Raw genomic sequence first — 22,393 nt, 5'->3', positions numbered from 1 at the left:
GGGCTTTATTGCTGACCGATGAGCTGGACGCTGATTCTGCTGCTGGCGGCCATCGTCTTCGCCAAGCGCGGCGACTTTCTGGAGCCGCGCGTGCCGGCCCTGCTGGAGCAGGCGCTGCAATACGCCGCTGCGATCTGCCGCCCCATCATCCTGCTGGATCAGGGGCGCTGCGCGACTTTCCGGGCAATCCGTACCTGTGGGGCGCGTTGCTGAGCGTGCTGCTGGCCTGCCGCGTCCGCAATATGGCCAGCCTGGCCTTGTTCTACGGCCTGTGCGCGCTGCTGTGAGGCCGGCGCCGCAAGGTACAATGGCGGTTTGGCCCAAACAGGCATGGCTATCAGGAGGCAAGGCGATGAGCGCGGAATTGAAGATCGAAGACGTGGTGGTGGGCGAGGGCAAGGAAGCGGCGCGCGGCGCGCTGATCACCACCCATTACACCGGCTGGCTGGAGGACGGCGCCAAGTTCGACTCCTCGCTGGACAAGGGCCGGCCTTTCCAGTGCGTGATCGGCACCGGCAGGGTGATCAAGGGCTGGGACCAGGGCCTGATGGGCATGAAGGTGGGCGGCAAGCGCAAGCTGTGGGTGCCGGCGCACCTGGCCTACGGCGAGCGCCAGATCGGCGAGCGCATTCCGGCCAACTCCAATCTGGTGTTCGAGATCGAGCTGCTGGAAGTGCTGACGCGGGACGATTGACCCATTGGCGGGATCAAGATGAAAGAGGCCCATCCGGGCCTCTTGTCGTTTGCGGGAAACCCTGGTCAGTAACCGATGTTCTTCACCGCCTGCGGCCCCAGCCGCTGGCACAGCTGCGCCAGGTACAGGCTTTGCGGTCCGACATGCACGCCGGCGGAGTCGACGGTGCCCAGCTTGGGCGCCACCGGCACGCCTTGCGCGTCCGGCACGTTGGGCGTCAGCTGGCCGCTGCTGCCTATCGCCCAGTTGGTGCCGCCAGGCGGCGCGGCGATGGCCAGTTGGTCGGCCTTGGAATTCCACACCACGCCCCAGCCCATGCTCCAGCCATGGCCGCTGCCGTCGGCGCCGCGGTTGCCCAGCGCGATGGCGCCGCTGATATTGGCCTGATCCACCAGCAGGCCGGTGGACCAGCGCTGGTGCGGCTCGATATTGCCGCAGGCTTCGGCATGGCCGCTGAAGTTCAGCAGCACGTTGGGCCCGGTGTTCTGCGCCTGGGTGGCGTAGTAGAAGGCCTGCTTGCTGCCGTTGGACGAGCTGCGGTCCACCAGCACCTGGCTGCCGGCGATGCTGAACTCGAATTCCTTGGCGCCCTGGCAGCCGACGTTGTTGTGGTCGTGGCTGAGCGCCACCGCCTCCAGCGTCAGCCGGCGCGCCAGCTTGCCCACCACCACGCCGCTGGTGAAGTTGTGCGCCTGGATGTCGTTGATCCAGCCGTCGGACAGGTTGTCCAGATTGGCCACGCCGTAGTCGGTTCCGCTGCCGCGCGGCAGGCCTTCCAGCGCCAGATGCTCGACGCCGATCTGGCCGGCGAAGCCGCTGGCTTGGTATTTCTGCACGCTGCCGGCGTTCGGCCCCAGATAGCCGCTGTCGAAGGAGTCGGACAGCGGGATGTCCAGCGTCAGTTGCTTGCCGTCGACCGCGGTGACGGTGCGCAGCCAGTACTCGTTGTTGTTGCCGGCATTGATCCAGGTTTGCGGCTTGCCGTCGCGCACCAGGGTGTCCATGTTCATGAAGTGTATCCACTCGGCGCTGGCGCGGCGGCGCACCATCACAGCGTCGCCGGGCTGGAAGCCGGAGGCGTCGGAGACATGCAGGACTTGGCCGCCGGAGGGCAGATAGCTGTCGGTGATGGCGGCCGCGGCGCCGCTGGGCGTGAGGCTGCCATTGGCGCCGCCCAGGCTCAGCATGAAGTGGCCGTCGCCTGCGGCCTTCAGCACGGTGCCGCCGCTGCCGGAGCCGCTGCCGCGCAGCACCACGCCATCGCTGGCCAGGACGATGGGCGCGTTCAGCAGAAAGGTGCCGGGGGCCAGCAGCACCGCGCCGCGCACGCCGTTCACCGCCGGCAGCTTGGCTACCTTGGCGATGGCGGCCTGGATGTTGGCCAGGTCGCTGGCGGTGTTGCCGCTGGGTTTTACCGTGGCTTTCACCGGAGCGTTGGGCAGCGCCGCGCCGCCGCCCAGGTAGCCGGCGCTGGAAAAGTCCATGATGTGGTCGCCGCCGGGGGTGACCGCCGGGTAGCTGAGCTGGCCCTGGGCATCGCTCTTCACCCACTGGCTGCGGGCGCTGCCGCTGCCCCACAGCGCCTGGCAGGCGTTGACGTCGGCCCGGTTCCAGCTCTTGTGGAGGATGGGGGCGAGGCCGGCGGCGTTGGCGCCTTGGCTGCCCAGCATGGCGGCGGCCAGCGCCAGCCACTTCACTGCATGGTTCATCAGTCGAATTCCTGTAATTGGTGTCGGAATGGCGCGAGGCGCAGGCCGCTGCGGCGGCTGTTTATTTTTATGGCATATTGATACCACGCCGCATATGTAAAAGTCTGTTACAGAAGGATGGGCTTATGTAAAGGCGGGGCGAAGGACGGAAAAAAGCCCCGGCCGAAGGCGCGGGGCAAGCTGGTGAAAACGGGAGGGGCGGGTTCAGTGCGCCTGGCTGGTGTCGGCCACCCGGCCTGGCTTGGGCGCCAGCCAGATGGCGCAGGCGGCGATCACGAAGGACAGTCCGCTCAGCCAGAAGATCTGGTTGGTGGCCAGCATGATGCTCTGTCCCTGCAGCGTCTGCTCCATCACCCCGTAAGCGGTGGCGCTGGACAGGCCGCTGTTGGTCAGCGCGCGCAAGGCGCCGCCGCCGCTGTCCAGCATGCCGACCAGTTCGGCGTGGTTGTAGCTGGCCTTGTCGTCCCAGGAGGTGGTGACCAGCGAGGTGGCGAAAGCGCCGGACAGCGTGCGCATGAAGCTCATCAGGCCGGCGGCGGAGGCCATCTCCTCCGGCTCCACGCTGGCCATCGCCAGCCCGGTCAGCGGCACGAAGAAGAAGGGCATGCCCAGGCCCTGGAACAGCAGCGGCAGCGCCACCTGCCAGAAGCCCATGTCGGTGCTGGAGAAGCTGCGGTACAGCGTGACGCAGCCCAGCCACATCACGCCGCAGAACACCAGCCGGCGCGGGTCCACCCGGGTGGACAGCTGCGCCGCCAGCGGCGCCACCATCACCGCCAGGATGCCGCTCATCGCGGTGGCGTAGCCGGCCTGGGTGGCGGTGTAGCCCATATAGCCTTGCAGCCATTGCGGGGTGAGCACGGTGGCGCCGAAGAACGATCCGAAGGCCAGCGAGATGGTCAGCACGCTGGCCCAGTAGCCGCGGTGGCGGAACACCCTGAGGTTGACGATGGGGTTCGCTTCGGTCAGCTCCCAGATCATGAAGGCGGCGAAGCCGATCAGCGCGGCGATGGCCAGCGCCACGATCAGCGGCGAAGCGAACCAATCCAGCTCCTTGCCCTTGTCCAGCATCAGCTGCAGCGAGGCTACCCACACCATCAGCAGCGCCAGGCCCACGGTGTCGATGCGCAGCTTCTCGGTTTTGCTCTCGTAGCGTTTGAGCAGTTTCCAGCCCAGATAGCCGCAACCCAGCGCGATCGGCGTGTTGATGAAGAAGATCCACGGCCAGCTGGCCTGGTCGCACAGCGTGCCGCCCAGGATGGGGCCCATGATGGGCGCGATCAGCGTGGTCATGCTCCACAAGCCTATCGCCGCGCCGGCTTTCTCCTTGGGGAAGATGCGCAGCAGCAGCGTCTGCGACATCGGCATCAGCGGGCCGCCGGCCAGGCCCTGCAGCACGCGGAACAGCACCAGCGTCTCCAGCGAGCCGGCCAGGCCGCACAGCACCGAAAACAGGCCGAACAGCAGCATGGAGCCGACGAACAGCCGCACCGTGCCCAGCCGCGCCGCCAGCCAGCCGGTCAGCGGCACGGTGATGGCCTCGGCCACCGCGTACGAGGTGATGACATAGGTGCCCTGGCTGGACGACACCGCCAGGCCGCCGGCGATATTGGGCACCGACACGTTGGCGATGGTGGTGTCCAGCACCACCATGAAGTTGGCGGCGGCCAGCACCAGCGCCGCCGCCCACAGCATGTTGCCGGTGAGCGGAGCCGGCGCGCTTGAGCTTGCGCTAGACATGACGGCTCCTTACTCGCTGGTGTCTATGGTGGCTTCCATTGACAGGCCCACCTGCAAGGGGTGCGCCTTCAGCTCGGCCGGATCCAGCGCGATGCGCACCGGCAGCCGCTGCACCACCTTGATCCAGTTGCCGGTGGCGTTCTGCGCCGGAATCATCGCAAACGCCGCGCCGGAGCCGCCGGACAGCCCGGCCACCTTGCCGTGGTACACCACCTTGCCGCCGTAGAGGTCGGCGGTGAGTTCCACCGGCTGGCCGACGCGCACCTTGCTCAATTGCACTTCCTTGAAGTTGGCGTCGACGTGCGCGTCCTGCAGCGGCACCACCGACAATAGCGGCGTGCCGGCCTGCACCCGCTGGCCCACCTGGGCCTGCCGCTTCGCCACCACGCCGTCGACCTGGGCGCGGATCACGGTGCGGGCCAGATCCAGCCGCGCCTGGTCGCGTTTGGCGCGCGCCAGCGCCACTTCCGGATTGGTGTCGACGCTGGTGTCGGCGGTGAGGGTCTGGTTGGCCTTCAGCGAGCCGACGGCGGCGCGGTAGCTGGCCTCGCTCTGTTTCGCCGCGGCTTCGGCCGCCTTCAGGCTGGCGTCGGCGGTGGCGAAAGCGTTCTGGGCGTTGCTCAGCTCCTCGCCGGAGACCGATCCGCTCTTCGCCAGCGCCTGGCGCCGACTCAGGTCCAGTTTGGCGCGGGCGAGATCGGCGCGCGCCGCAACCAGCTGCGCCGCGCTGCGCGCCTGGTCGGCGCTCCTGGCCTGGGCCTGGGCGGCGAGGCCTTCGTCGTTGGCGAAATAGCCTTGCACCCGGCGCTCGGCTCGCGCCAGCTCGGCCTCGGCCTGCGCCAGATTGAGGCGGGCGTCGTTGTCGTTCAGCACCACCAGCACGTCGCCGGCCTTCACCGGCTGGGTGTCCACCACTTTCACTTCCTTGACGGTGCCGGCCACCTCCGGAGTGAGTTGGGCGATTTCGGCCGCGACATAGGCGTTGTCGGTGCTGACATGGCGGGAGGCGATCAGCGTCCAGTAAGCGCCGTAGGCGACGGCGGCGGCGGCCACCGCGCCGAACAGCAGGGTGAACAGCTTTTTGCGTTGCATGGGGTTGCCGGCGGCGGCGGGCGCTTCGGAGGCCGGCAGGGCTTGTACGTTTTCGCTCATGGTGGGTAGTCCTTGTTTGGGTTTGCCGGCGGCCTCAGCGGGCGGCCTGTTGTTCGGATGGTTGATAGCCGCCGCCCAGCGCCTTGATCAGCGCGATGTCCAGCGAGAAGCGGCGGGCTTCCAGCGAAGCCAGGCTGCGGCGGCTGGCGATGACGCCGTCTTCCGTGTTCAGCACGTCCAGATAGTTGGCCAAGCCGCCCTGGTAGCGGTTCTGGCTGACGCGGTAGGCCTCATCGGCGGTTTGCAGCGCCAGGCGGCGTTGTTCCAGCTGCGGCGTCAGCGCGGCTTGGCTGCTGACGGCATCGGCCACTTCGCGCAGCGCCTGGCTCAAGGTAGCGTCATAGCTGGCGACGGCGGCGTCGTAATCGGCGCGGGCCACGCGGTACTGGCCCTGTAATTGGCCGCCGCGGAAAATAGGCAGATTGATCGCCGGGCCGATGCCGGCTATGCCGGAACCGCTCTTGGCAAACAGGTCCAGCCCCAGCGACTGGGCGCCGACGAAGGCGGTGAGATTGACGTTGGGGTAGAACTGGGCCTGGGCCACGTCGATGCGTTTGCCCGCGGCTTCGGCGCGGAGGCGGGCGGCAGCCAGATCCGGTCGGCGGCCCAGCAGCTCGGCCGCCAGCGTGGCCGGGAGCTGTTGGCCGCGAAACAGGCCGGATGCCGGCCGGGCGATGGCCAGACCGCGGTCCGGCCCGGCGCCGATCAAGGCCGCCAGGCTGTGGCGTTGCAGCGCGATGCTCTCGTCGGCGGCTTCCAGGTCGGCGCGGGCGGCGGCTTCGCGCGATTCGGCCTGGCGCACGCTGCCCAGCGTTTCCATGCCTTGCTGTTGCCGCTCCCGCATCAGCGCCGCGGTGTGGCTGCGCACGTCCAGCGCTTGGGCGGCGGCGTCGCGCTCGGCAAACAGCCGCGCCAGTTCGGCATAGCCGGCGGCCAGCGAGGTGGTCAGCACCAGCCGCGCCTGGGCGGCGTCTGCCTGGGCGGCGGTCAGCTCCGAGGTGGCGGCGGCGACGGCCGCGCGGTTCTTGCCCCAGAAGTCCAGCTCGTAGCTGAAGTCCAGCGTGGCGCGTCCGCTGGTGTTGAAGCCTTGCGGCACGGAGGCCGCCGGCATGCCGTTGTTGTAGCTTTGTTTGGCGCGGTTGATGGAGGCGTTCAGGTCGGCGCCGGGCAGCAGCGCGGCGCCGGCCTGCTGCGCCAGGCCCTCGGCCTGGACCACGCGGGCGCGGGCGGCCGCCATATCCGGGGCCTGGCGCAACGCTTCGTCCATCAGCGCGTCGAGCTGGGCGTCGCCATATTTGCGCCACCACTGGGAGTCGGCCCACTGGCCATTGGCGGAGGAGGGCAGGCTTTGCGAGTTCTGGTATTGTGGCAGCGCCTTGGGTTGCGGCGGCTGGCCCAGGTCGGGCGCCGCGGCGCAGCCGGCCAAGAGCAGCGCCAGGCTTATCAGCAGGCCGGGGCGGCAGGGCGCGATCGTGGGTGGGGCGAAAGTATTCATGGGATTTTGCTCGGTCGGTCCAAGACAATAACTGTACGGTACGGTATAGTTATAAGACCGGTGGGATTCTTCTGTCAAGAAAAACTAAACTGAGCGGTTCAGTTTTGAGGGCGATATGCGGACAAAAAGCGAAAGCAAGCGGCAGGCATTGGTCGCGGCGGCGACTGAGGTATTCATCGAGCGCGGCTACGAAGCGGCGTCGATGTCGGAGATATCCAGCCGCGCTGGCGGCTCCAAGGCCACGCTGTATAACTACTTCTCGTCCAAGGAGGAGTTGTTTTTGATGGTGATGCGCGAGCTGACCATCGAGATGTCGCAGGGTTATACCCGGCTGACCTCGGGCGCGGACCTGGGCCAGTCGCTGCGCAGTTTTGGCGAATTCTTCATCGCCAGGCTGTTCAGCCCCGAGCTGCGCGCGCTGCACGCCATCGTGATGGGGGCGGGCAGCCGCTCCAGGGTGGGGCGCTTGTTCTTCGAGAACGGCCCCAAGATAGGTTGGGGCAAGCTGGCGAGCTTCCTCGCCGACGAGATGGAGGCCGGGCGGCTGCGCCGGGCCGATCCGATGGTGGCGGCGCAGCACCTGCTCGGCCTGTTGCAGGCCGAGTGCCAGGCGGCGCTGATGACCGGGATGATAGAGGAGCTGGCGCCGGAGGCCGAGCGGCCGGTCAAGGTGGCGGCGGCAGTCGAGGTGTTTCTGGCGGCATACGGCGCGGCCTAGTTGTCGTCGCGTTGCTGTTCCACCCAGACCAGGCCGCCGATGTCCGACTGCAGCGCCCTAGCCTTGGCGAGGAAGGCGCGCTTCACGCTGTCGTCCGGCCGCTTGTCGCGCGCCAGCAGCCACAGGTAACCGCGGCTGGGGCCCATCACCACCGCCCAGCGGTAGTCCGGGTCCAGCGCCACCACGCGGTAGCCGATGTAGAGGGGGCCCAGCAACGTTACCCTGAGCGAGGCCACGCTCGGGCTGCCGTCGAAGCAGGCATGGTTCACCGTCACGCGCCAACTGCCGCTGGCCGGGTCGTAGCCGCGGTTGACTATGCGGATGCTGCCGTCGGGATTGCGGCTGTAGTCGGCGCTGACCGCCGTCAGGCCGCGCTCGACGCGGTTCTCCAGCCGGGCGATTTCATACCAGCGGCCCTGGTAGCGCTGGATGTCGAAGCCGCTGACCGGCATGCCGTCTTCCGGCGCGGCGACGCCGCGGCCGGCGAGGAGAGTCAGCGCCGTCATCCAGGCGCAGGCCAGGGGGCGGTTCAGTGAGGGCATCGATGCCTCCTTTCCTGCCGCGGGCTCAATCAGCGGCCAGGCGCCGCCGCAGCCAGGCGATCGGCGCGCCGATCAGCGGCAGTTTCTGCAGCAGCTCCTCTGCGGCGTCCCAGTAGTCGCGGTGCCGGTCGACCAGGCCACTGTCGTCGAAGAACAGGTGGCTGCCGCCATGGATGCGGTACTGGCGGCCGCCCAGGCCGAAGTGGAAGTCCCTGCTGACGAAGGCCTGGTTTCGCTGCCGCAGCGCCGCGACGACGAAGCGGGGCGCCGCGAGGCGGTGGAACATGTGGCGGAAAACCGCCTCGATGGCGCGGACCCCGGCCACGTCGTTGAACGGGTCCTTGAGGCGGGCGTCCGGCGCAGAGTAACGGTCGATGTCGCCCAGGTTGTCCGGACTCAGCGCCTGGTACCAGTCCAGCAGCGCTGAGAGGGCGGGGAAATCGTCGTCGGGTTTCATGTTCTGGCCAGTCTTTTCAGCAGCGGCAGCCGCAGACGATAGGGCAGCATCCGCAGCAGCTTCAGCCACAGCGTGAAGCGGTAAGGGAAGTGGATTTCAAAGCGGCCGCGTTCCAGGCCGCGCCGGATATGGCCGGCGGCCTGCGGCGGCGTCAACAGCGCCGGCATGGCGAAGTGGTTGCGGGCGGTGAGCGCGGTTTTGACGAAGCCGGGATTGATCAGATACACCGCCAGTCCGCGCGGATTGAGCTCGGCGTACAGGAGTTCGGCCAGATTGATCAGCGCCGCCTTGCTCGGCCCGTAGACCGCGGCGCCGGGCAGGCCGACGTAGCCGGCCACGCTGGCGATCAGCGCGATGCCGCCGCGGCCTTGCGCCAGCATGTGCGGCAGTATGGTTTCCAGGCCGTAATAGACGCCGGCCAGATTGACCGCCAGCGTGCGGTCCGCCAGCGCGGATTCCACCTGCCAGATGTGTTCCGGCCGGTAGTCGGCGGCGCAGAACACCACCAGGTCGGGCAGCTTGTCCTGGCGGAGCAGCGACAGCCAGGCGGCATTCCAGGCCGGCGGCTGGCTGACGTCCAGCGGCTCCACCCTGGCGCGGGGGTAGTGGTTGGCCAGCCGCCGCAGCGGTTCGATGCTGCGGGAGGATAGGATCACTTCGGCGCCGGCCTGCAGCAACTGCTCGGCCAGCGCGGCGCCGATGCCGCTGGAGCTGCCTACCACCCAGACCCGGCGCAGGCTCCAGTCATCGATGGCGGGGTTGAGGGTGAGGGCCATGGTCTACTCCGGTTTGCGGAAGAACAGCGTGACTTCGCCCAGGCCCAGTCCCAGCTTGCTCATGCTGGCGCGGTTGAGCATGGAGCGCTTGTCGATCAGGAACATCCAGTCATCCATGTCCACCAGGTACTCGTTGCCGTCCACCGGCAAGCGCAGCTGGTAGCGCCAGTGCAGCGCGTTGCCGGCGGCCGCGCCGCGCGCTTCTCCGGCGACATCGCCGGCCAGGCAGTGCCATAGGCCGTCGCTGCCGTGCCGCAGGCGCCAGACGCGTCGCTGCCGGCTGCCGTCGGCGTAGAGGAAGCGCTCGTCCAGCACCAGCTCGCCGTCTTGCAGACGGCCGTCCATTTCCACGCTGAAGCGCTTCGCCAGCCGGCCTTGCCGGTCCTGGAACATGCCCCAGGCCTGGGTTTTGCCCAGGAAGAACTGAGCCGGATCGAAAATCGGCTGCGCGGCGGCGTAGTCCTCCACCCTGGGGCCGGCGCAGCCGGCCAGCAGCAGGGCCAGGCAGGCGAGGCGGCGCATGTTCAGTCTCCCGCCAGCAGGAATTGCGACACGCCTATGCTGGCTTCGTCGAAGCCGGCCTCGCAGTAGCACAGGTACAGCCGCCAGATGCGGATGAAGGCCTCGTCGAAGCCCTGAGCGCGCACCGCGTCCAGCCGGGTTTCGAAGGCCGCGCGCCAGCGGCGCAGCGTCTCGGCGTAGTCGGGGCCGAAGTCCAGCCGGTCGACGCAGGGCAGTCCGGACTTGGCCGCCAGTTGCTCGAAGCGCGGCACGCTGGGCAGCATGCCGCCGGGAAAGACGAAGGTCTGGATGAAGTCGCTGCCGGCGCGGTATTGCAGGAAGCGCGCCGGGTCGATGGTGATGCTTTGCACCAGCGCGCGGCCGCCCGGCTTCAGGCAGCGCTTGAGGGTGGCGAAGTAGCCGGGCCAGTAGCGCTCGCCCACCGCCTCGAACATTTCTATCGACACGATGGCGTCGTATTGCCCGGATAGGTCGCGGTAGTCGCGCCATTCCAGTTGCGCCAGCGGCTGCCCGGCCAGCCTGTGCCGCGCATGCGCGAGCTGGGCGTCGGAAATGGTGACGCCGCGCACCGCCACGCCCAGGCGCCCGGCATGCTCGGCGAAGCCGCCCCAGCCGCAGCCTATCTCCAGCACCCGCATGCCGGGCCGCAGTTGCAGCGCCTCGCAGATGCGCTGGTATTTGGCGTTTTGGGCGGCCGCCAGGGTTTGCGCGTAGTCGCCGTCGAACCAGGCGCTGGAGTAGGTCCAGCCAGCGTCCAGCCACAGCCGGTAGAAGTCGTTGCCGATATCGTAATGGGCATGGATGTTGCGCTGACTGCCGCCCCGGCTGTTGCCGCGCAGCCAGTGGCGCAGTCGGTGCCACAGCTTGTTCAGGCTGCTGCCCAACGCGCCCAGATGCATGTCTTGTTCGTTTTTCAGCGCCAGCCGCAGCAGGGCGGTGAAGTCCGGGCTGTCGAGCTGGCCGTCGCGGTAGGCTTCGGCCAGGCCGATGTCGCCGCCGCGCAGGAGCCGTGAGCAGGCCTGCCAGTGCTTGAGGTGCAGCACGGCGCTGGCGGGCGGATACGGCGAGCCGAACCACAGTTCCTCGCCATCCGGGGTGATCAGCTGCAGGCTGCCGTGGCGCAGGCCGGAGAGCAGCGACAGCAGGACGCGGCCGCTGGCCGGGATGTCGCACAGTCGGGCGGGAAGGCGATGGGTGGCGTTCATCGGGGGATCTCCTGGCTGTGGCTAAGAGGCGCGGCAGGCGGCGATGGCTTGCGGAAAAACGGCACTTTCTTCAGCCACAGCCGCGCGGCCTGCCAGTGGATGCGGACGGCGCAGCGCGGTGGGGCTGAAGGGAATGAGTCTGCCGCCGATGACGGTGTCGAGCAGCGCGCCGGCATCGTCGTGGTAGTCGATGCGCGCTCGCGCGCCGTCTTCGGCGAAGCGGAAGCGGTAATGTCCCTCCACCTGGCAGAATGGCGACAGGTGCAGCAGCTTGCGGCAGGCCAGCTCGCAGCCGGAGGCGATGGTCTCGCCGCCCGGGCGGCTCAGCAGGTGGCAGTGGTGTTCGCCTAAGGTGTTGTTGACCTCGGCCAGCACCGCGCGCAGCTTGCCGCGCTGGGCGAACAGCGCGATCAGATTGGGATAGGTGTGGTCGTTGTACACCAGGAGGCCGGTGTCGACGGCAAACTGCCGGCCATGCGCGGCCATGTCTACGCTGTGGGTGTGGCCGCCCAGGTAGTCGGCCGATTCAAACAAAGTCAGCTGATGGCGGCGGCCGAGGAAATAGGCTGCGCCCAGGCCGGAAATGCCCGAGCCTATCACGGCGATGCGTTGGCGCTTGGAGTGGTTCACAGCGGTTCCTGTCAGACGGTTTAGCGCTTGGCAGCGGCGGCTTAGCTGCTTATAGTCAGCATATAACCTGTCTGTTAAAAAAGATACCAATTAGTAAAAGGTGTTACCAATGAGTATTTTCGGCAAGCTCAGCTTCAAGGACCAAGCCTTCAAACTCCGGGAGGCGGCGGTGCTGGACGCCACGACCCGGCTGTTGGCGAGCAAGGGCTTCGACCTGATGACGATGGACGACGTGGCTGGCGAGGCCGGCATCTCCAAGCCCAGCCTGTACAAGCATTTCAAATCCAAGGACGAGCTGGCTACTGAAGTGATGATCCGCCTGCTGGACGATGCGATGGCCTATCTGGCAGAGCAGGACGCCGAGCTGACGCCGTTGCAGCGGCTGCAGGATCTGCTGGCCTGGGCGCTGCGGACGCGGCTGCAGGGTGGGCTGCCCTTCCTGCCGTCCACCAGCCCGCAGGTAAGGGCGATGCTGACGCGCAGCCTGGGCTACGTCAGCCGGGCCCTGAAGCTGCACCGCCAACTGGACGCCATCGTCACCGTCGGCAAGAAGGTGGGGGAACTGAGAGCGGAATTGCCCAACGATGTCATCTTGTACAGCTACTACGCCCGCACTTGCGATCCGTCGGTGGAGTACCTGCGGGTGTACGGCAAATACGCCGACGAGGAGATTGTCGGCCATATGCTGGCTGTCGGTTTCGGCGGGTTGTCTGGCCGCGGCGCTTTATGATATTGAAATCCTGCCTGTGCGATAATGCCGCACTTGCCCGTGAAACGCGCCGACCGGCGCAGAAAGCCGCAAGATGAGCACCTCCAGCCTGCTGACCTCGCTGTTCCGCTACAAGGCCTGGGCCAATGACGAACTGTTCGCCGCGGCGGCGGCGCTGGAGGATGGCGCGCACGCCGAGGCTCTGCATGGCGTCATCCGCATCCTCAACCATATTCATGTGGTGGACAGCATTTTCGCCGCCCATTTGCAGGGGCGGGAACATGGCTATGCCGCCACCAATACCCCAGAAACGCCCGCATTGGCCGATCTGCGCGCCGCGGTGAGCGAAACCGACGCCTGGTATCTTGCGCATGTCGCCGGCCTGGATGAGCAGGGGCTGGCCCAGCGGCTGGACTTCGTCTTCACCGACGGCGGCCATGGCAGCATGAGCCGCGAGGAAATGCTGATGCATGTGATCACTCATGGCGGCTACCACCGCGGCGCGGCGGGCCGCATCCTGGCGCAGCAGGACATCGCGCCGCCGCGCGACCTCTACACCCGCTTTCTGCACGACAGCCAGCCGGCGCGCCGCGCGGCGGATTGAGCACGGATGAAAAAACACCCCGGCTGCGTGAGCAGCCGGGGTGTTTGCTTTTGGCGGAGGTGCCCAGTCGCTGACGCGAATGGCAAGCAAAGCCTGAGGCGGCGGAGTGTTGCGTGAATCAGTCAATATGAAGATGTCTTGCTGCAAATATTCATATTGAACATATGCAAGCTTGTTACAATTGCGGCCGCTATTGCAGCGGCGCGGCTTGAAGCCTGATTTGGGCAGTCGATGCGGCGCCGCATCGTAATTTTTCCGGCTGGCGCAGCGCGCGGGGGCAATCCCGCGGCTGTGGCCGGCCGCTGTTGTGTCCGGGCCAGGCACCGGACGTTTTCAGTCCTTATTCAGGTAAGCAGCAAGCATGTTCAAGAACTGGTCGGTCAAACAAAAAATCCTGGTCAGCGTGGCGCTGATCCTGTTCACGTCCTTGCTGATCGCCGGCGTGGTGTCCACCCGGATGTTCCAGGCCGCGCTGACCGAGCGGCTGGAGCAGCATGAGCTGAAGGCCACGGTGGAAGGCATCCGCAACGAGCTGGACGCCTCCATCGCGCTGCCTTTGAGCCAGACCCGGCAGATGGCGGCCAACACCTATCTGTTGGACTGGACCGCCGCGGGCGAGCCTGAGTCCAGCGTGGCTGGCTGGCAACGCTACGCCAAGGCACTGATGCAGACCTCTGGCGCGTCGATCATCTCCTGGACTTCCGAGGCCACGCTCAATATCTACATCGACCACGCCACGGTGAAGGCCGATCCCAAGGGCAACGACAAGTGGCTGGCCGACTTCCTGGCCTCCGGCCGCGAGAGCCAGTTCACGCTGGGCTCGGAAACCGGCAAGCAGCAGGTGATGATGTTCGTCAACGTACTGGCCAACAAGGGCCAGAGCGGCCATCGCGCGGTGGCGGCGCTGGGCTTCGACGTGACCTCGATGGCCGAGCGCGTGCGCAAGATGGCGGTGGGCGAGCACGGCCAAGTGTATGTGGTGGACGCCACCGGCCAGGTGCGTCTGCACCGCGACCCGGCGATGATGCAGAACAAGGCCATGTTGGCCGGCCTGCCGGGTATGGCCGACGTCGCGCCGTCGTTGTTGAACAAGTCCGGCTTCAACCTGGCGCATTTCAACGGCCCGAACGGGCCCACCATCGTCGCCTCCAGCTATATGCCCAACGCCGACTGGTTCGTGGTGGTGGAGATGGACGCAGGTGAAGTCTACGGCGTGGTCACCCGCACCATCTGGTGGGTGATGGCGGTGGACGCGGTGGTGCTGCTGCTGTCGCTGCTGCTGATCTGGTGGGTGTCCGGCTTCATCAGCCGGCCGCTGGTGCAGCTGCGCAACGCGATGCGGGCGCTCGGTTCCGGCCACGGCGACCTGACCATCCGCCTGCCGGTGCACAGCGGCGACGAAACCGGCCAGGTGGCCGACGCCTTCAACCGCTTCATGGAGCAGTTGCGCGGCATGTTCCTGCAGGTGCGCTCGCAAAGCGGCCAGTTGCACAACAGCGCCGGCGAGCTGTCGCGGATGACCCAGCGGCTGGCGACCGGCTCGCGCAACAATGCCGATCTGAGCGAAACCACCGCCGCCACCATCGAGCAGCTGTCGGTCAGCGTCAGCCATATCGCCGGCAACTGCCATGGCACCGCCGAGGCGGTGCAGCAGGCGGGCGCGCTGTCGGAGCAGAGCGCGCAGGCGGTGGGCAAGGTCAGCGTCGAGATCGGTTCGGTCGCGCAGTCGATGGACGAGGTGAAGGCGGTGATGGAGCAGCTGGAAAGCCGCTCGGCGCAGGTGGGCAGCATCGCCGGCGTGATCAAGGACATTGCTGACCAGACTAATCTCTTGGCGTTGAACGCGGCGATCGAGGCCGCGCGCGCCGGCGAGCAGGGCCGCGGCTTCGCGGTGGTGGCGGACGAGGTGAGGAAGCTTGCCGAGCGCACCAGCCAGGCGACGGTGGAGATAGATCAGGTGGTCGGCGGAATGCAGCAGGGCTCGGGACAGGCGAAAGCCCGCGTCGGCGAAACCTACGGCGTGGTGCGGGGCGGAGTGGAGCTGGCCGAGGAGGCGCAACGCCAGATTTCCGAGATCCAGTCCAGCATGCAACTGGTAGTGCGCCAGGCGGCGGAAATCCGCGATGCCGCCAGCGAGCAGTCCAAGGCCACCGAGGACATGGCGCGCACCGCCGAGCAGATGTCGTCGCAGGCGCTGCAGTCCGACGCCGAAATCACCCGCGCCAGCGCGGTGGTGGCCGATCTGGAGCAGCTGTCGCAGGCGCTGGAGCAGGTGGTGGGCCGCTTCAAGCTGTAGGCGGCGCGGGCGGGGAGGGCTGGTCCAGGCTACCCTCCCCTGCGGCGTAGCCGCAGACGAAATCGATGAACACCCGAACTTTCTCCGCCAGGTGGCGGGTAGCGGGATAGACCGCGTACACCCCCTGTTGCGGGAAGGCGTATTCCGGCAGCAGGCGCCGCAGGCGGCCGGCCGCCACCGCCTCGCGCGCCAGCCAGTCCGGCAGCAGAGCCACGCCGCAGCCGCGCAGCGCAAAATCCAATAGCGCGCCGGAAGTGTCGGCGACTATCCTGGCGCCGCCCCTGACATCCAGCTCCACCGTCTCGCCCTCCCTTTGCAGCGGCCAGCGCAGCGGCGTGGCCAGCCGGCTGTGCGCCAGCCAGTCGGCCCGAGCCAGGTCGTCCAGCGTGTCTACCGAGCGGCCGGGCTGCGCCAGATAGCTGGGCGAGGCCAGCGGCCAGATGTCGAAGCGCTCGATCAGCCGGGCGCGGTAACTGGAGTCGACCAGCGTGCCCAGGCGGATCGCCACGTCGAATTGCTCCGAGATCAGGTCGGCCTGCTGCGACGACGAGGAGTGGCGGATGCGCAGCTGCGGATGCAGCCGGGCGAATGCCGCCAGCGCCGGCAAGATGCGGTAATGGCCGTATTCCACCGTGGCGCTCAGCCTGAGGGTGCCTTGCAGGCCGCCATGTTGCTGTCGCGCGTTGTCCATCGCCGTTTGCGCCTGCTGCAGCACTTGCTGGCAGTCGTGGTAGAAGCGCCGGCCGGTTTCGGTCAACTCCAGCCGGCGGGTGCTGCGCGCCAGCAGCGATACCCCCAGCTCGGTTTCCAGCTGCTTGAGGTTGAAGCTGACCACCGCCTTGCTCAGGCCCAGCGCGTCGGCGGCGGCGGTCTGCGAGCCGGCGTCCACCACGGCGACGAAGATTCTGAAGTGTTGCAGACTCATGCCTTTCCCATCGTTATTGTCAAAATTATTTTGATATTCTAATCGTAATTGTCCTATTTTTCCGTGATTTTAGCCTTGCTAAGCTGCGTTTCCGAATATGCTGGAGGATGCGCGATGGAGTATCGCAAACGCGTGGCGGCGGTGTACCTGCTGGGGTTTTTCGTCGACCTGGTCAATCTTTTCATCGGCAATGTCGCCTTTCCGGACATCGCGCTGGCTTTCCGCTGCGATGTCGCCGCGCTGGCCTGGGTCAGCACCGCCTACATCCTGGGGCTGACGGTGGTGATTCCGCTGGGCAACTGGCTGGCGGCCGCCTATGGCGGCAAGCGGGTATTCATCGCCTCGCTGCTGCTGTTCATGGCGGGCTCGCTGGGCGCCGGGCTGGCGGGTTCGCTGGCGCAGCTGATCGCCTGGCGCGCGCTGCAGGGCCTGGGCGGCGGCCTGCTGATCCCGCTGGGCCAGACCATGACCTACCGTTTGTACCAGCCGGCGGAGCGGCCGGGGCTGACCGCGCTGATCCTGCTGGTGGGGCAGCTGGCTCCGGCCTTGTCGCCGGCCGTCGGCGGGCTGATCGTCGACAGCCTGGGCTGGCGCTGGGTGTTCTTCCTCAATCTGCCCCTGGCCGCCTTGCCCTTGCTGCTGGCTTGCCTGTGGCTGCGGGACGAGCGCGAGTCCTTGCCGGTCGGACGGCTGGACTGGGCCGGCCTGTTGCTGGGCAGCCTGGCCTTGCTGGCGGTGCTGCAGGGGCTGAGCGAGCTGGCGCAGCCGCAAACCTGGTTGCGCGGCGGCGTCGCGCTGCTGGCCGGGCTGGGTCTTGCGGCGGCCTATGTCCGCCATGCGCGGCGTTGGCCGCAGCCCATTTTGCGGCTGGAGTTGCTGCGCGAGCCGCTGTTGCGCTCGGCCATGCTGATGTATCTGCTGGTGCCCGGCGTCTTCATGGGCGTCAGCCTGGTGGCCATGCTCTACCTGCAGCAGGTGTTGGGCCTGGCGGCGGCCAGCGCCGGCATGCTGATGCTGCCGTGGTCGCTGGGCGCGTTCAGCGCCATTTCGCTGACTGGCCGCCTCTACCGGCGCCGGGGGCCGCGGCCCTTGCTGCTGGCCGGCGTGCTGGCGCAGGCGCTGGGTTTCCTGTTGCTGTGGCGGGTGAGCGCGGCGGCGCAGATGCCGCAGTTGGCCGCCGCTTACCTGTTGATGGGCCTGGGCGGCACCTTGTGCAGCAGCGCCAGCCAGAGCACCGCTTTTCTGCGGGTGGCGCCGGAGCGGATGGGCGAGGCCAGCGCGCTGTGGAACATCAACCGCCAGGTCAGCTTCTGCCTGGGCATGGCGGCGCTCAGCATGCTGCTCAATCTATTGCTGGCCTGGCGCGGGGTCGTCGACCCGGCGCAGCCGGCCTGGCGCGAAGCGGCCACCGAAGTGTTCCACCTGTGTTTTCTCATCGCCGCCGCCGGCATGCTGCTGCCCCTGTGGCTGGGCGGACGCATCGGCAACCGGACGGTATTGCAGCTGCTGCGGCAGCCTTGAAGAGGAGAGTGTGCATGAACCAAGAAGCATCCGAAGTCTTCGCCTGCGTCGCCGACACGCTAACGCAGATCCAGCATTGGCTGGGCGACGGGCCGCAGTCGGCCCGGGAATTGGAGGCGCTGATGGCGTGCTTCGCGCCGGAGTTTTCCATGATCACGCCGCGGGGCGAGCGGCTGGACCGTGACGGTTTGTGCGCTTTCTTCGAGGTGGCGGCGGGCAGCCGGCCGGGTCTGGCGATTGCGCTGGATGGAATGGAGCTGGTGTGGCCGGGGCCGGACTGCGCGATGGTGGCGTACGGCGAAACCCAGACGCTGGGCGACGGCAGCGGCAATTACCGGCTGGCGAGCGTAGCGCTACAAAGGGACGGCGCCGGCGGCTGGCGCTGGCGCCATCTGCAGGAAACCGGCAGGCCCGGATAAGGCGCTGCCGGTTGGCGCGGGGCCATGGCCGCCGGGAGGCGGCCAGGCCGGCTTAGTAGCCTACGGTGAAGCGGCTGCGTTGATGTTCGGCCTTTTCCAGCTCGTCTATCATCGCGACGGCGTAGTCCTGCACCGAGATGTGGCTGTTGCCGGCTTCGTCAACCAGCAGCTGGTCCTTGCCCAGGCGGAACTTGCCGGTGCGCTCGCCCGGCTGCAGCATCGCCGACGGGCTCAGCAGCGTCCAGTTCAGTTCGGTTTCGGCGCGCAGCAGGTTCAGCGCTTCGCGGGCGCCCAGCGCCGAGGCCTTCCATTGTTCCGGGAATTCCGGGGTATCCACCAGTTGCACGCCGGGGGCCACTTCCAGGCTGCCGGCGCCGCCGACCACCAATAGGCGCGGGGCTTTGGCGGCCTTGGCCGCGGCGACGATGGAGCGGATGCCCTTGACGAAGTAGTCGAACTGTTCGGCCTGGGCGTGGCCGCTGAAGGCGCTGAGCACGGCGTCGAAGCCTTGCAGCTGCGCGGCCAGGGCGGCGCTGTCCTGCACGTCGGTTTTCACCGCGGTCAGATTGGCTTGCGCCTCGATGCGTTCCGGACGCGATACCAAGGCGGTGACGTGGTGGCCGCGTTGCAGCGCTTCTTGCAACAGGGCGGAACCGACATAGCCGCTGGCGCCGATCAGAGCGATTTTCATGGTGTGACTCCTTCAATCAAGTTTGCTTGGGTGCGCCGCGGTGCAGCGCTGATGGACGTCATCATGCGCTGTTGCATTGATTCGATAAACAGCTGTTATCATAAATGATTGTTATCAAATAATTGACAATTACGATGAAGCGCGGCGCGGAACACAATCTGGAAGGTTTGCAGATCTTCACCGTGGTGGCGGAGGCCGGCGGTTTTACCGCCGCCGCCGAACGGCTGGGAATGACCAAGGCCAATGTCAGCCTGCAGGTGGGGCGGCTGGAGGCGCAGCTGGGCGCGACGCTGTTCACCCGCACCACGCGCCGGGTGAAGCTGACTGAGGCCGGCCAGGCCCTGTACCTGGACGCGCAGCCGGCGCTGGCGGCCCTGCGCGAGGCGCTGCTGCAGGCCGGTCACGGCGCGGCGGCGCTGTCCGGCGTGCTGCGCCTCACCGCGCCGGTGGGGCATATGGTGGAGTCGGTGGCGCCGGCGGTGGCGCAGTTCGTCCACCTGCATCCGGAACTGCAGCTGGAGCTGCACGCCAATGACCGGATGGTGGACCTGGTGGCCGAGGGCATGGACCTGGCCATCCGCCTGGGCACATTGCGCGATTCATCGTTGCGGGCGCTGAAGCTGGGGGAGTTCGCCCAGCAACTGGTGGCTTCGCCCGATTACCTGCTGCGGCGTGGCCTGCCGCAAAGGCCGGAAGACCTGGCCGATCACGACTGGGTGGCGCTGACGCTGCTGAAGACGCCGCTGACCTGGCGCTTTGTCGCCGCCGACGGCGCGGAAGCCCCGGTGCGGATGCGTTCGCGGCTCAAGGTGGATTCCGGCGCGTCCTTGCGCACGCTGCTGCTGGCCGGCGCCGGCCTGTCGGTGCTGGATTCCTTCAGCGTGCAGGACGACATCCGCGAGGGGCGGCTGGTGCATGTGTTGCCGCAATGGACCTTGCCCAAGGGCGGCGTCTACGCGGTGTTCCCGCCCGGCCGCCATGCGCCGGCCAGCGTGCGCGCCTTCGTCGAATTTTACCGGGTGTTCCTGGCGCGGCCGGCCTAGACCCTACTCGCGTCCGCTGCGGCGCTGATTGTCCGGCAGGGCGGCGCGCACCCGCGGCAGCGTGTAATCGATGAAGGCCTGGTACTTGCGCGACAAGGGCGTGCGGAACGGGTGTACCAGGTAGATAGGCCAATAGTCGCAGTGCCAGTCCGGCAGAACTTGCCGCAGCGCGCCGCTTTGCAGCTGTTGCTGCACCGAATAGTCGGCCAGCAGCGTGATGCCGTGGCCGGCCTGCGCCAGCTCGGAGCGCAAGGGGTAGCTGTTCAGATACAGCCGGGCGGCCACCGGCTGGCGGACGATGTTTTCGCCGGATTGCAGCGCCAGGCCGTTTTTCTGCTCCGACTCCAGCAGCAGCAGCCGGTGCCGCGCCAGGTCGGCGGGCTGCAGGATGGGCGGATGGCGTTCCAGATAGGCCGGCGAGGCGTACAGGTTCTCCCGGGCGTAGCCCGCCAGCCGCGCCACCAGCCTGTCGTCGTGCACCTTGTGCGAGCGCGCCGAGCGCAAGCAGAAATCCAGCACATTGCTGATCGGGTCCTGCAGCTGGTTGTTGACTTGCAGCGACAACTGCAGCGCCGGATATTCCTCGGACATGTCGCTCAATATCGGTCCCAGCACATGCTCCGCCAGCGACGACGTGGTGCTCACCGTCAGCGGCCCCTCCATATCGCACTGGGTCTGGTCCACCGCCATCCTGGCCTGGGCCAGCATTTCGCGCAGCCGCGCCGCATGCGGCTTCAGCCTTTCTCCGGCTTCGGTCAGCGCCACCTTGCGGGTGGTGCGCAGCACCAGCACCGCGCCCAGTTCCTGCTCCAGTTCCTTGACGCGGGCGCTGATCAGGCTCTTGTGGCAGTCCAGCAGCTCGGCGGCTGCGGTGAAGCTGCCGCCGCGCGCCAGCGCGTCGAAGGCCAGCAGCTTGTCGGGGGAGGGCATTGTTTTCATATCAGGACAATCAATCCGGAATGGCGCGTTTATTCGGAGTATTTCCGGAACTATCCTAGCACGCATCGACAATATGTCATCAGAAACGAGGCACGCGATGCGTTACCTGTACCGACTCTATCCCTGGCTGTTCCAGCGCGAGATCGCCCAATGCCGCCGCGTCTGCCAGCGGCATCATTGGGAGGCGGAAATCCGCCGCAACGTGTTCTGAGCGGCATGATCCTGTGGCTGGCGGATGCGCGACGCCGCAAGCGCGCCGCTGAGCGAGGCCAGCGCGGCCAGCGCCATGCCCCAGAGCAGCGCCTGCTGCAGATTGGCGCAGCGGCCGGTGATCAGCGCCGCGCCGGCGGTGCCCACCAGCGCGCCAGTCTGGCGGATGGCGTTGAGCACGGCCGAGGCGGTGCTGCCCATTTGCGGCGGCGCGCTCTCCAGCACTGTCGCCGTCATCGGCGCGATGGCCAGCGCGTTGCCCAGCGCCAGCGGCAGCATCGCCGCCAGTTGCCAGGGCAGGCTGTGGAAGCTGGCCAGCGCCAGGAGCAGGTAGCCGGCGGCGGCCAGCAACAGGCCATCGCGGATCTGGCGGCGCGCGCCGATTCTAGGCAGCAGCCGGCCGGCGATGATATTGCCCGCGGTCAGGCACAGCGCTAGCGGCAGCAGCGCCAATCCCGCCCGCAGCGCGTCCAGATGCAGGCCTTGCTGCAGGTAGAGGCTGAGCAGCAGCAGGCTGCCGAAATAGGCGACGCCGATGACGAAGCCCACCCAGTTGGCGGCGGCGAAGGCCGGGTGTTGAAACAGCCGCGGCGGTACCATCGCCTGCGGATTGCGGCGCTCCAGTCGCCAGAACAGCAGGGCGGAGGCGGCCGCGGCGGCCAGCAGCGCCGGCAGCGGCCAGCCGCCGGCCAGATGCGGCCCTTCAATCAGCGCATAGCAGGCCAGCAGCAGGGTCAGCATGCCGGACAGTTGGCCGGGAACATCGGCCTGGCGTGCCGGCGCGGCCGGCTGGGCCGGCACGGTGCGCGCCACCGCCAGCAATGCGGCCAGGCCCACCGGCACATTGATCAGGAAGGCGCCGCGCCAGCCCAACGGCCCCAGGATCAGCCCGCCCAATACCGGCCCGGCGGCGGCGGCGGTAGCCACCAGGCCGCCAAAAATGCCCACGGCGCGGGCGCGTTCCGCCGGCTGCGGAAAGGCGTGGCGCAGCAGGCCCAGCGAGCTGGGCATGAACAGCGCCGCCGCCATGCCCTGCAGCAGGCGCGCGGCGATCAGCATCTCCACATTGGCGGCCAGGCCGCACAGCAGGGAGGTCAGCACGAACAGGCCCAGGCCCCAGGCGAACACCCTGCGCGCGCCCAGGCGGTCGGCCAGCCAGCCGGCGCTGAGCATCAGGCCGGCGAAGGTCAGCACATAGGCGTCCACCACCCAGGTGAGCTGGCTGAGGCTGGCGTGCAGGCCGCGCTGCAGTTCCGGCAGCGCCAGGTTGACGATATTGGTGTCGAGTATCGCCATGAACATGCCGGCGCTTAGCGTCAATAGCGTGGCCAGGCCGGTTTGGAGGATGGGGCGATGAGGCATGGAACTATCCGTTGGCGAAGGAAACCCGGCCATG

22 protein-coding genes and 1 pseudogene are annotated in these 22,393 nt (G+C 67.5%); 9 read left to right on the top strand and 14 right to left on the bottom strand.

Features of this window, described 5'->3' with window-relative positions; genetic code table 11:
* Positions 1-18 precede the first annotated feature (18 nt).
* Together BI344_RS02095 and BI344_RS02090 are read left to right on the top strand one after the other, a co-directional pair.
* Positions 19-213 (top strand): hypothetical protein, encoded by a 195-nt coding sequence (locus tag BI344_RS02095; RefSeq protein ID WP_204377990.1) that lies wholly within the window; start codon positions 19-21, stop codon positions 211-213.
* Positions 214-352: 139 nt separating this feature from the next.
* Positions 353-694: an FKBP-type peptidyl-prolyl cis-trans isomerase gene (locus BI344_RS02090; RefSeq protein WP_071111304.1), complete on the top strand. Its 342-nt coding sequence runs from the start codon at positions 353-355 to the stop codon at positions 692-694.
* A gap of 65 nt (positions 695-759) precedes the next feature.
* On the opposite strand, the gene BI344_RS02085 is transcribed toward BI344_RS02090, so the two are convergent.
* From BI344_RS02085 to BI344_RS02070, 4 genes are all read right to left on the bottom strand, one after another.
* Positions 760-2,403, bottom strand: a complete 1,644-nt coding sequence (locus tag BI344_RS02085) for a hypothetical protein (RefSeq protein WP_071111303.1) — start codon at positions 2,401-2,403, stop codon at positions 760-762.
* Between the two features lie 204 nt (positions 2,404-2,607).
* Positions 2,608-4,143 carry a DHA2 family efflux MFS transporter permease subunit gene (locus BI344_RS02080; protein ID WP_071111302.1) on the bottom strand — a complete coding sequence of 512 codons (1,536 nt, stop codon included), beginning with the start codon at positions 4,141-4,143 and terminating at the stop codon, positions 2,608-2,610.
* A gap of 9 nt (positions 4,144-4,152) precedes the next feature.
* Complete coding sequence (locus tag BI344_RS02075) at positions 4,153-5,295, bottom strand: HlyD family secretion protein (RefSeq protein WP_071111301.1); 1,143 nt, start codon at positions 5,293-5,295, stop codon at positions 4,153-4,155.
* Between the two features lie 34 nt (positions 5,296-5,329).
* On the bottom strand, positions 5,330-6,790 hold the full coding sequence (locus BI344_RS02070; RefSeq protein WP_071111300.1) for an efflux transporter outer membrane subunit: 1,461 nt from the start codon (positions 6,788-6,790) through the stop codon (positions 5,330-5,332).
* Between the two features lie 115 nt (positions 6,791-6,905).
* On the opposite strand from BI344_RS02070, the gene BI344_RS02065 reads away from it, so the two are divergent.
* A complete protein-coding gene (locus BI344_RS02065; protein ID WP_071111299.1) occupies positions 6,906-7,508 on the top strand; it encodes a TetR/AcrR family transcriptional regulator in 603 nt (200 codons plus the stop codon).
* Here the strand turns inward: BI344_RS02065 and BI344_RS02060 are convergent.
* The 6 genes and pseudogenes from BI344_RS02060 to BI344_RS02035 form a co-directional block, all read right to left on the bottom strand.
* Positions 7,505-8,050 carry a lipocalin family protein gene (locus BI344_RS02060; protein ID WP_071111298.1) on the bottom strand — a complete coding sequence of 182 codons (546 nt, stop codon included), beginning with the start codon at positions 8,048-8,050 and terminating at the stop codon, positions 7,505-7,507. The genes BI344_RS02065 and BI344_RS02060 overlap by 4 nt on opposite strands.
* Before the next feature lie 25 nt (positions 8,051-8,075).
* Positions 8,076-8,507: a nuclear transport factor 2 family protein gene (locus tag BI344_RS02055; RefSeq protein WP_071111297.1), complete on the bottom strand. Its 432-nt coding sequence runs from the start codon at positions 8,505-8,507 to the stop codon at positions 8,076-8,078.
* The gene (locus BI344_RS02050) at positions 8,504-9,283 is read right to left on the bottom strand and encodes an SDR family NAD(P)-dependent oxidoreductase (RefSeq protein ID WP_071111296.1); all 780 of its coding nucleotides are present in this window, start codon (positions 9,281-9,283) and stop codon (positions 8,504-8,506) included. The genes BI344_RS02055 and BI344_RS02050 overlap by 4 nt, the downstream gene beginning before the upstream one ends.
* Positions 9,284-9,286: 3 nt before the next feature.
* Positions 9,287-9,805, bottom strand: coding sequence for a DUF3833 domain-containing protein (locus tag BI344_RS02045; protein ID WP_071111295.1), 519 nt, complete (start codon positions 9,803-9,805; stop codon positions 9,287-9,289).
* 2 nt (positions 9,806-9,807) lie between these two features.
* A complete protein-coding gene (locus BI344_RS02040; protein ID WP_071111294.1) occupies positions 9,808-11,010 on the bottom strand; it encodes an SAM-dependent methyltransferase in 1,203 nt (400 codons plus the stop codon).
* Positions 11,007-11,610: pseudogene (locus tag BI344_RS02035) on the bottom strand (DUF1365 family protein). The gene BI344_RS02040 and the pseudogene BI344_RS02035 overlap by 4 nt, the downstream one beginning before the upstream one ends.
* A gap of 139 nt (positions 11,611-11,749) precedes the next feature.
* Here BI344_RS02035 and BI344_RS02030 point away from each other — a divergent pair.
* The 3 genes from BI344_RS02030 (at position 11,750) to BI344_RS02020 (ending at position 15,249) form a co-directional block, all read left to right on the top strand.
* Entirely contained in the window at positions 11,750-12,370 is a 621-nt protein-coding gene (locus BI344_RS02030) for a TetR/AcrR family transcriptional regulator (RefSeq protein ID WP_071111292.1), read from the top strand.
* Positions 12,371-12,443: 73 nt separating this feature from the next.
* Positions 12,444-12,953, top strand: a complete 510-nt coding sequence (locus tag BI344_RS02025; RefSeq protein WP_071111291.1) for a DinB family protein — start codon at positions 12,444-12,446, stop codon at positions 12,951-12,953.
* A 361-nt stretch (positions 12,954-13,314) separates the two neighbouring features.
* Positions 13,315-15,249: a methyl-accepting chemotaxis protein gene (locus BI344_RS02020; RefSeq protein ID WP_071111290.1), complete on the top strand. Its 1,935-nt coding sequence runs from the start codon at positions 13,315-13,317 to the stop codon at positions 15,247-15,249.
* Here BI344_RS02020 and BI344_RS02015 read toward each other — a convergent pair.
* On the bottom strand, positions 15,239-16,174 hold the full coding sequence (locus BI344_RS02015; RefSeq protein ID WP_071111289.1) for a LysR family transcriptional regulator: 936 nt from the start codon (positions 16,172-16,174) through the stop codon (positions 15,239-15,241). The genes BI344_RS02020 and BI344_RS02015 overlap by 11 nt on opposite strands.
* A gap of 114 nt (positions 16,175-16,288) precedes the next feature.
* Between BI344_RS02015 and BI344_RS02010 the strand changes: the two genes are divergently transcribed.
* Both BI344_RS02010 and BI344_RS02005 read left to right on the top strand, forming a co-directional pair.
* A complete protein-coding gene (locus BI344_RS02010) occupies positions 16,289-17,695 on the top strand; it encodes an MFS transporter (RefSeq protein ID WP_071111288.1) in 1,407 nt (468 codons plus the stop codon).
* Positions 17,696-17,709: 14 nt separating this feature from the next.
* Complete coding sequence (locus BI344_RS02005) at positions 17,710-18,114, top strand: DUF4440 domain-containing protein (RefSeq protein ID WP_071111287.1); 405 nt, start codon at positions 17,710-17,712, stop codon at positions 18,112-18,114.
* A 52-nt stretch (positions 18,115-18,166) separates the two neighbouring features.
* Here BI344_RS02005 and BI344_RS02000 read toward each other — a convergent pair whose 3' ends face one another.
* Positions 18,167-18,805, bottom strand: coding sequence for an NAD(P)-dependent oxidoreductase (locus tag BI344_RS02000; protein ID WP_071111286.1), 639 nt, complete (start codon positions 18,803-18,805; stop codon positions 18,167-18,169).
* Positions 18,806-18,939: 134 nt separating this feature from the next.
* On the opposite strand from BI344_RS02000, the gene BI344_RS01995 reads away from it, so the two are divergent.
* Positions 18,940-19,848 (top strand): LysR family transcriptional regulator, encoded by a 909-nt coding sequence (locus BI344_RS01995; protein ID WP_071111285.1) that lies wholly within the window; start codon positions 18,940-18,942, stop codon positions 19,846-19,848.
* Positions 19,849-19,851: 3 nt separating this feature from the next.
* Here BI344_RS01995 and BI344_RS01990 read toward each other — a convergent pair whose 3' ends face one another.
* Positions 19,852-20,778, bottom strand: coding sequence for a LysR family transcriptional regulator (locus BI344_RS01990; RefSeq protein WP_241499232.1), 927 nt, complete (start codon positions 20,776-20,778; stop codon positions 19,852-19,854).
* Between the two features lie 183 nt (positions 20,779-20,961).
* Complete coding sequence (locus tag BI344_RS01985) at positions 20,962-22,359, bottom strand: MFS transporter (RefSeq protein ID WP_071111283.1); 1,398 nt, start codon at positions 22,357-22,359, stop codon at positions 20,962-20,964.
* Positions 22,360-22,393 lie beyond the last annotated feature (34 nt).

The sequence above is a fragment of the Chromobacterium sphagni genome, from assembly GCF_001855555.1.
In the GTDB taxonomy this organism is placed as follows: Bacteria; Pseudomonadota; Gammaproteobacteria; order Burkholderiales; family Chromobacteriaceae; genus Chromobacterium; species Chromobacterium sphagni.
The sequence above is the reverse complement of the archived record's forward strand: the minus strand, read 5'-3'. Positions and strand labels throughout refer to the sequence as shown.

Coding starts and splice junctions, on each gene's coding strand:
- BI344_RS02095 (WP_204377990.1), top strand. CDS start 19: ATGAGCTGGACGCTGATTCTGCTGCTGGCGGCCATCGTCTTCGCCAAG.
- BI344_RS02090 (WP_071111304.1), top strand. CDS start 353: ATGAGCGCGGAATTGAAGATCGAAGACGTGGTGGTGGGCGAGGGCAAG.
- BI344_RS02000 (WP_071111286.1), bottom strand. CDS start 18,805: ATGAAAATCGCTCTGATCGGCGCCAGCGGCTATGTCGGTTCCGCCCTG.
- BI344_RS02055 (WP_071111297.1), bottom strand. CDS start 8,507: ATGAAACCCGACGACGATTTCCCCGCCCTCTCAGCGCTGCTGGACTGG.
- BI344_RS02050 (WP_071111296.1), bottom strand. CDS start 9,283: ATGGCCCTCACCCTCAACCCCGCCATCGATGACTGGAGCCTGCGCCGG.
- BI344_RS02025 (WP_071111291.1), top strand. CDS start 12,444: ATGAGCACCTCCAGCCTGCTGACCTCGCTGTTCCGCTACAAGGCCTGG.
- BI344_RS02085 (WP_071111303.1), bottom strand. CDS start 2,403: ATGAACCATGCAGTGAAGTGGCTGGCGCTGGCCGCCGCCATGCTGGGC.
- BI344_RS02040 (WP_071111294.1), bottom strand. CDS start 11,010: ATGAACGCCACCCATCGCCTTCCCGCCCGACTGTGCGACATCCCGGCC.
- BI344_RS02080 (WP_071111302.1), bottom strand. CDS start 4,143: ATGTCTAGCGCAAGCTCAAGCGCGCCGGCTCCGCTCACCGGCAACATG.
- BI344_RS02005 (WP_071111287.1), top strand. CDS start 17,710: ATGAACCAAGAAGCATCCGAAGTCTTCGCCTGCGTCGCCGACACGCTA.
- BI344_RS02070 (WP_071111300.1), bottom strand. CDS start 6,790: ATGAATACTTTCGCCCCACCCACGATCGCGCCCTGCCGCCCCGGCCTG.
- BI344_RS01990 (WP_241499232.1), bottom strand. CDS start 20,778: ATGCCCTCCCCCGACAAGCTGCTGGCCTTCGACGCGCTGGCGCGCGGC.
- BI344_RS02045 (WP_071111295.1), bottom strand. CDS start 9,805: ATGCGCCGCCTCGCCTGCCTGGCCCTGCTGCTGGCCGGCTGCGCCGGC.
- BI344_RS02030 (WP_071111292.1), top strand. CDS start 11,750: ATGAGTATTTTCGGCAAGCTCAGCTTCAAGGACCAAGCCTTCAAACTC.
- BI344_RS01985 (WP_071111283.1), bottom strand. CDS start 22,359: ATGCCTCATCGCCCCATCCTCCAAACCGGCCTGGCCACGCTATTGACG.
- BI344_RS02060 (WP_071111298.1), bottom strand. CDS start 8,050: ATGCCCTCACTGAACCGCCCCCTGGCCTGCGCCTGGATGACGGCGCTG.
- BI344_RS02010 (WP_071111288.1), top strand. CDS start 16,289: ATGGAGTATCGCAAACGCGTGGCGGCGGTGTACCTGCTGGGGTTTTTC.
- BI344_RS02015 (WP_071111289.1), bottom strand. CDS start 16,174: ATGAGTCTGCAACACTTCAGAATCTTCGTCGCCGTGGTGGACGCCGGC.
- BI344_RS01995 (WP_071111285.1), top strand. CDS start 18,940: ATGAAGCGCGGCGCGGAACACAATCTGGAAGGTTTGCAGATCTTCACC.
- BI344_RS02075 (WP_071111301.1), bottom strand. CDS start 5,295: ATGAGCGAAAACGTACAAGCCCTGCCGGCCTCCGAAGCGCCCGCCGCC.
- BI344_RS02065 (WP_071111299.1), top strand. CDS start 6,906: ATGCGGACAAAAAGCGAAAGCAAGCGGCAGGCATTGGTCGCGGCGGCG.
- BI344_RS02020 (WP_071111290.1), top strand. CDS start 13,315: ATGTTCAAGAACTGGTCGGTCAAACAAAAAATCCTGGTCAGCGTGGCG.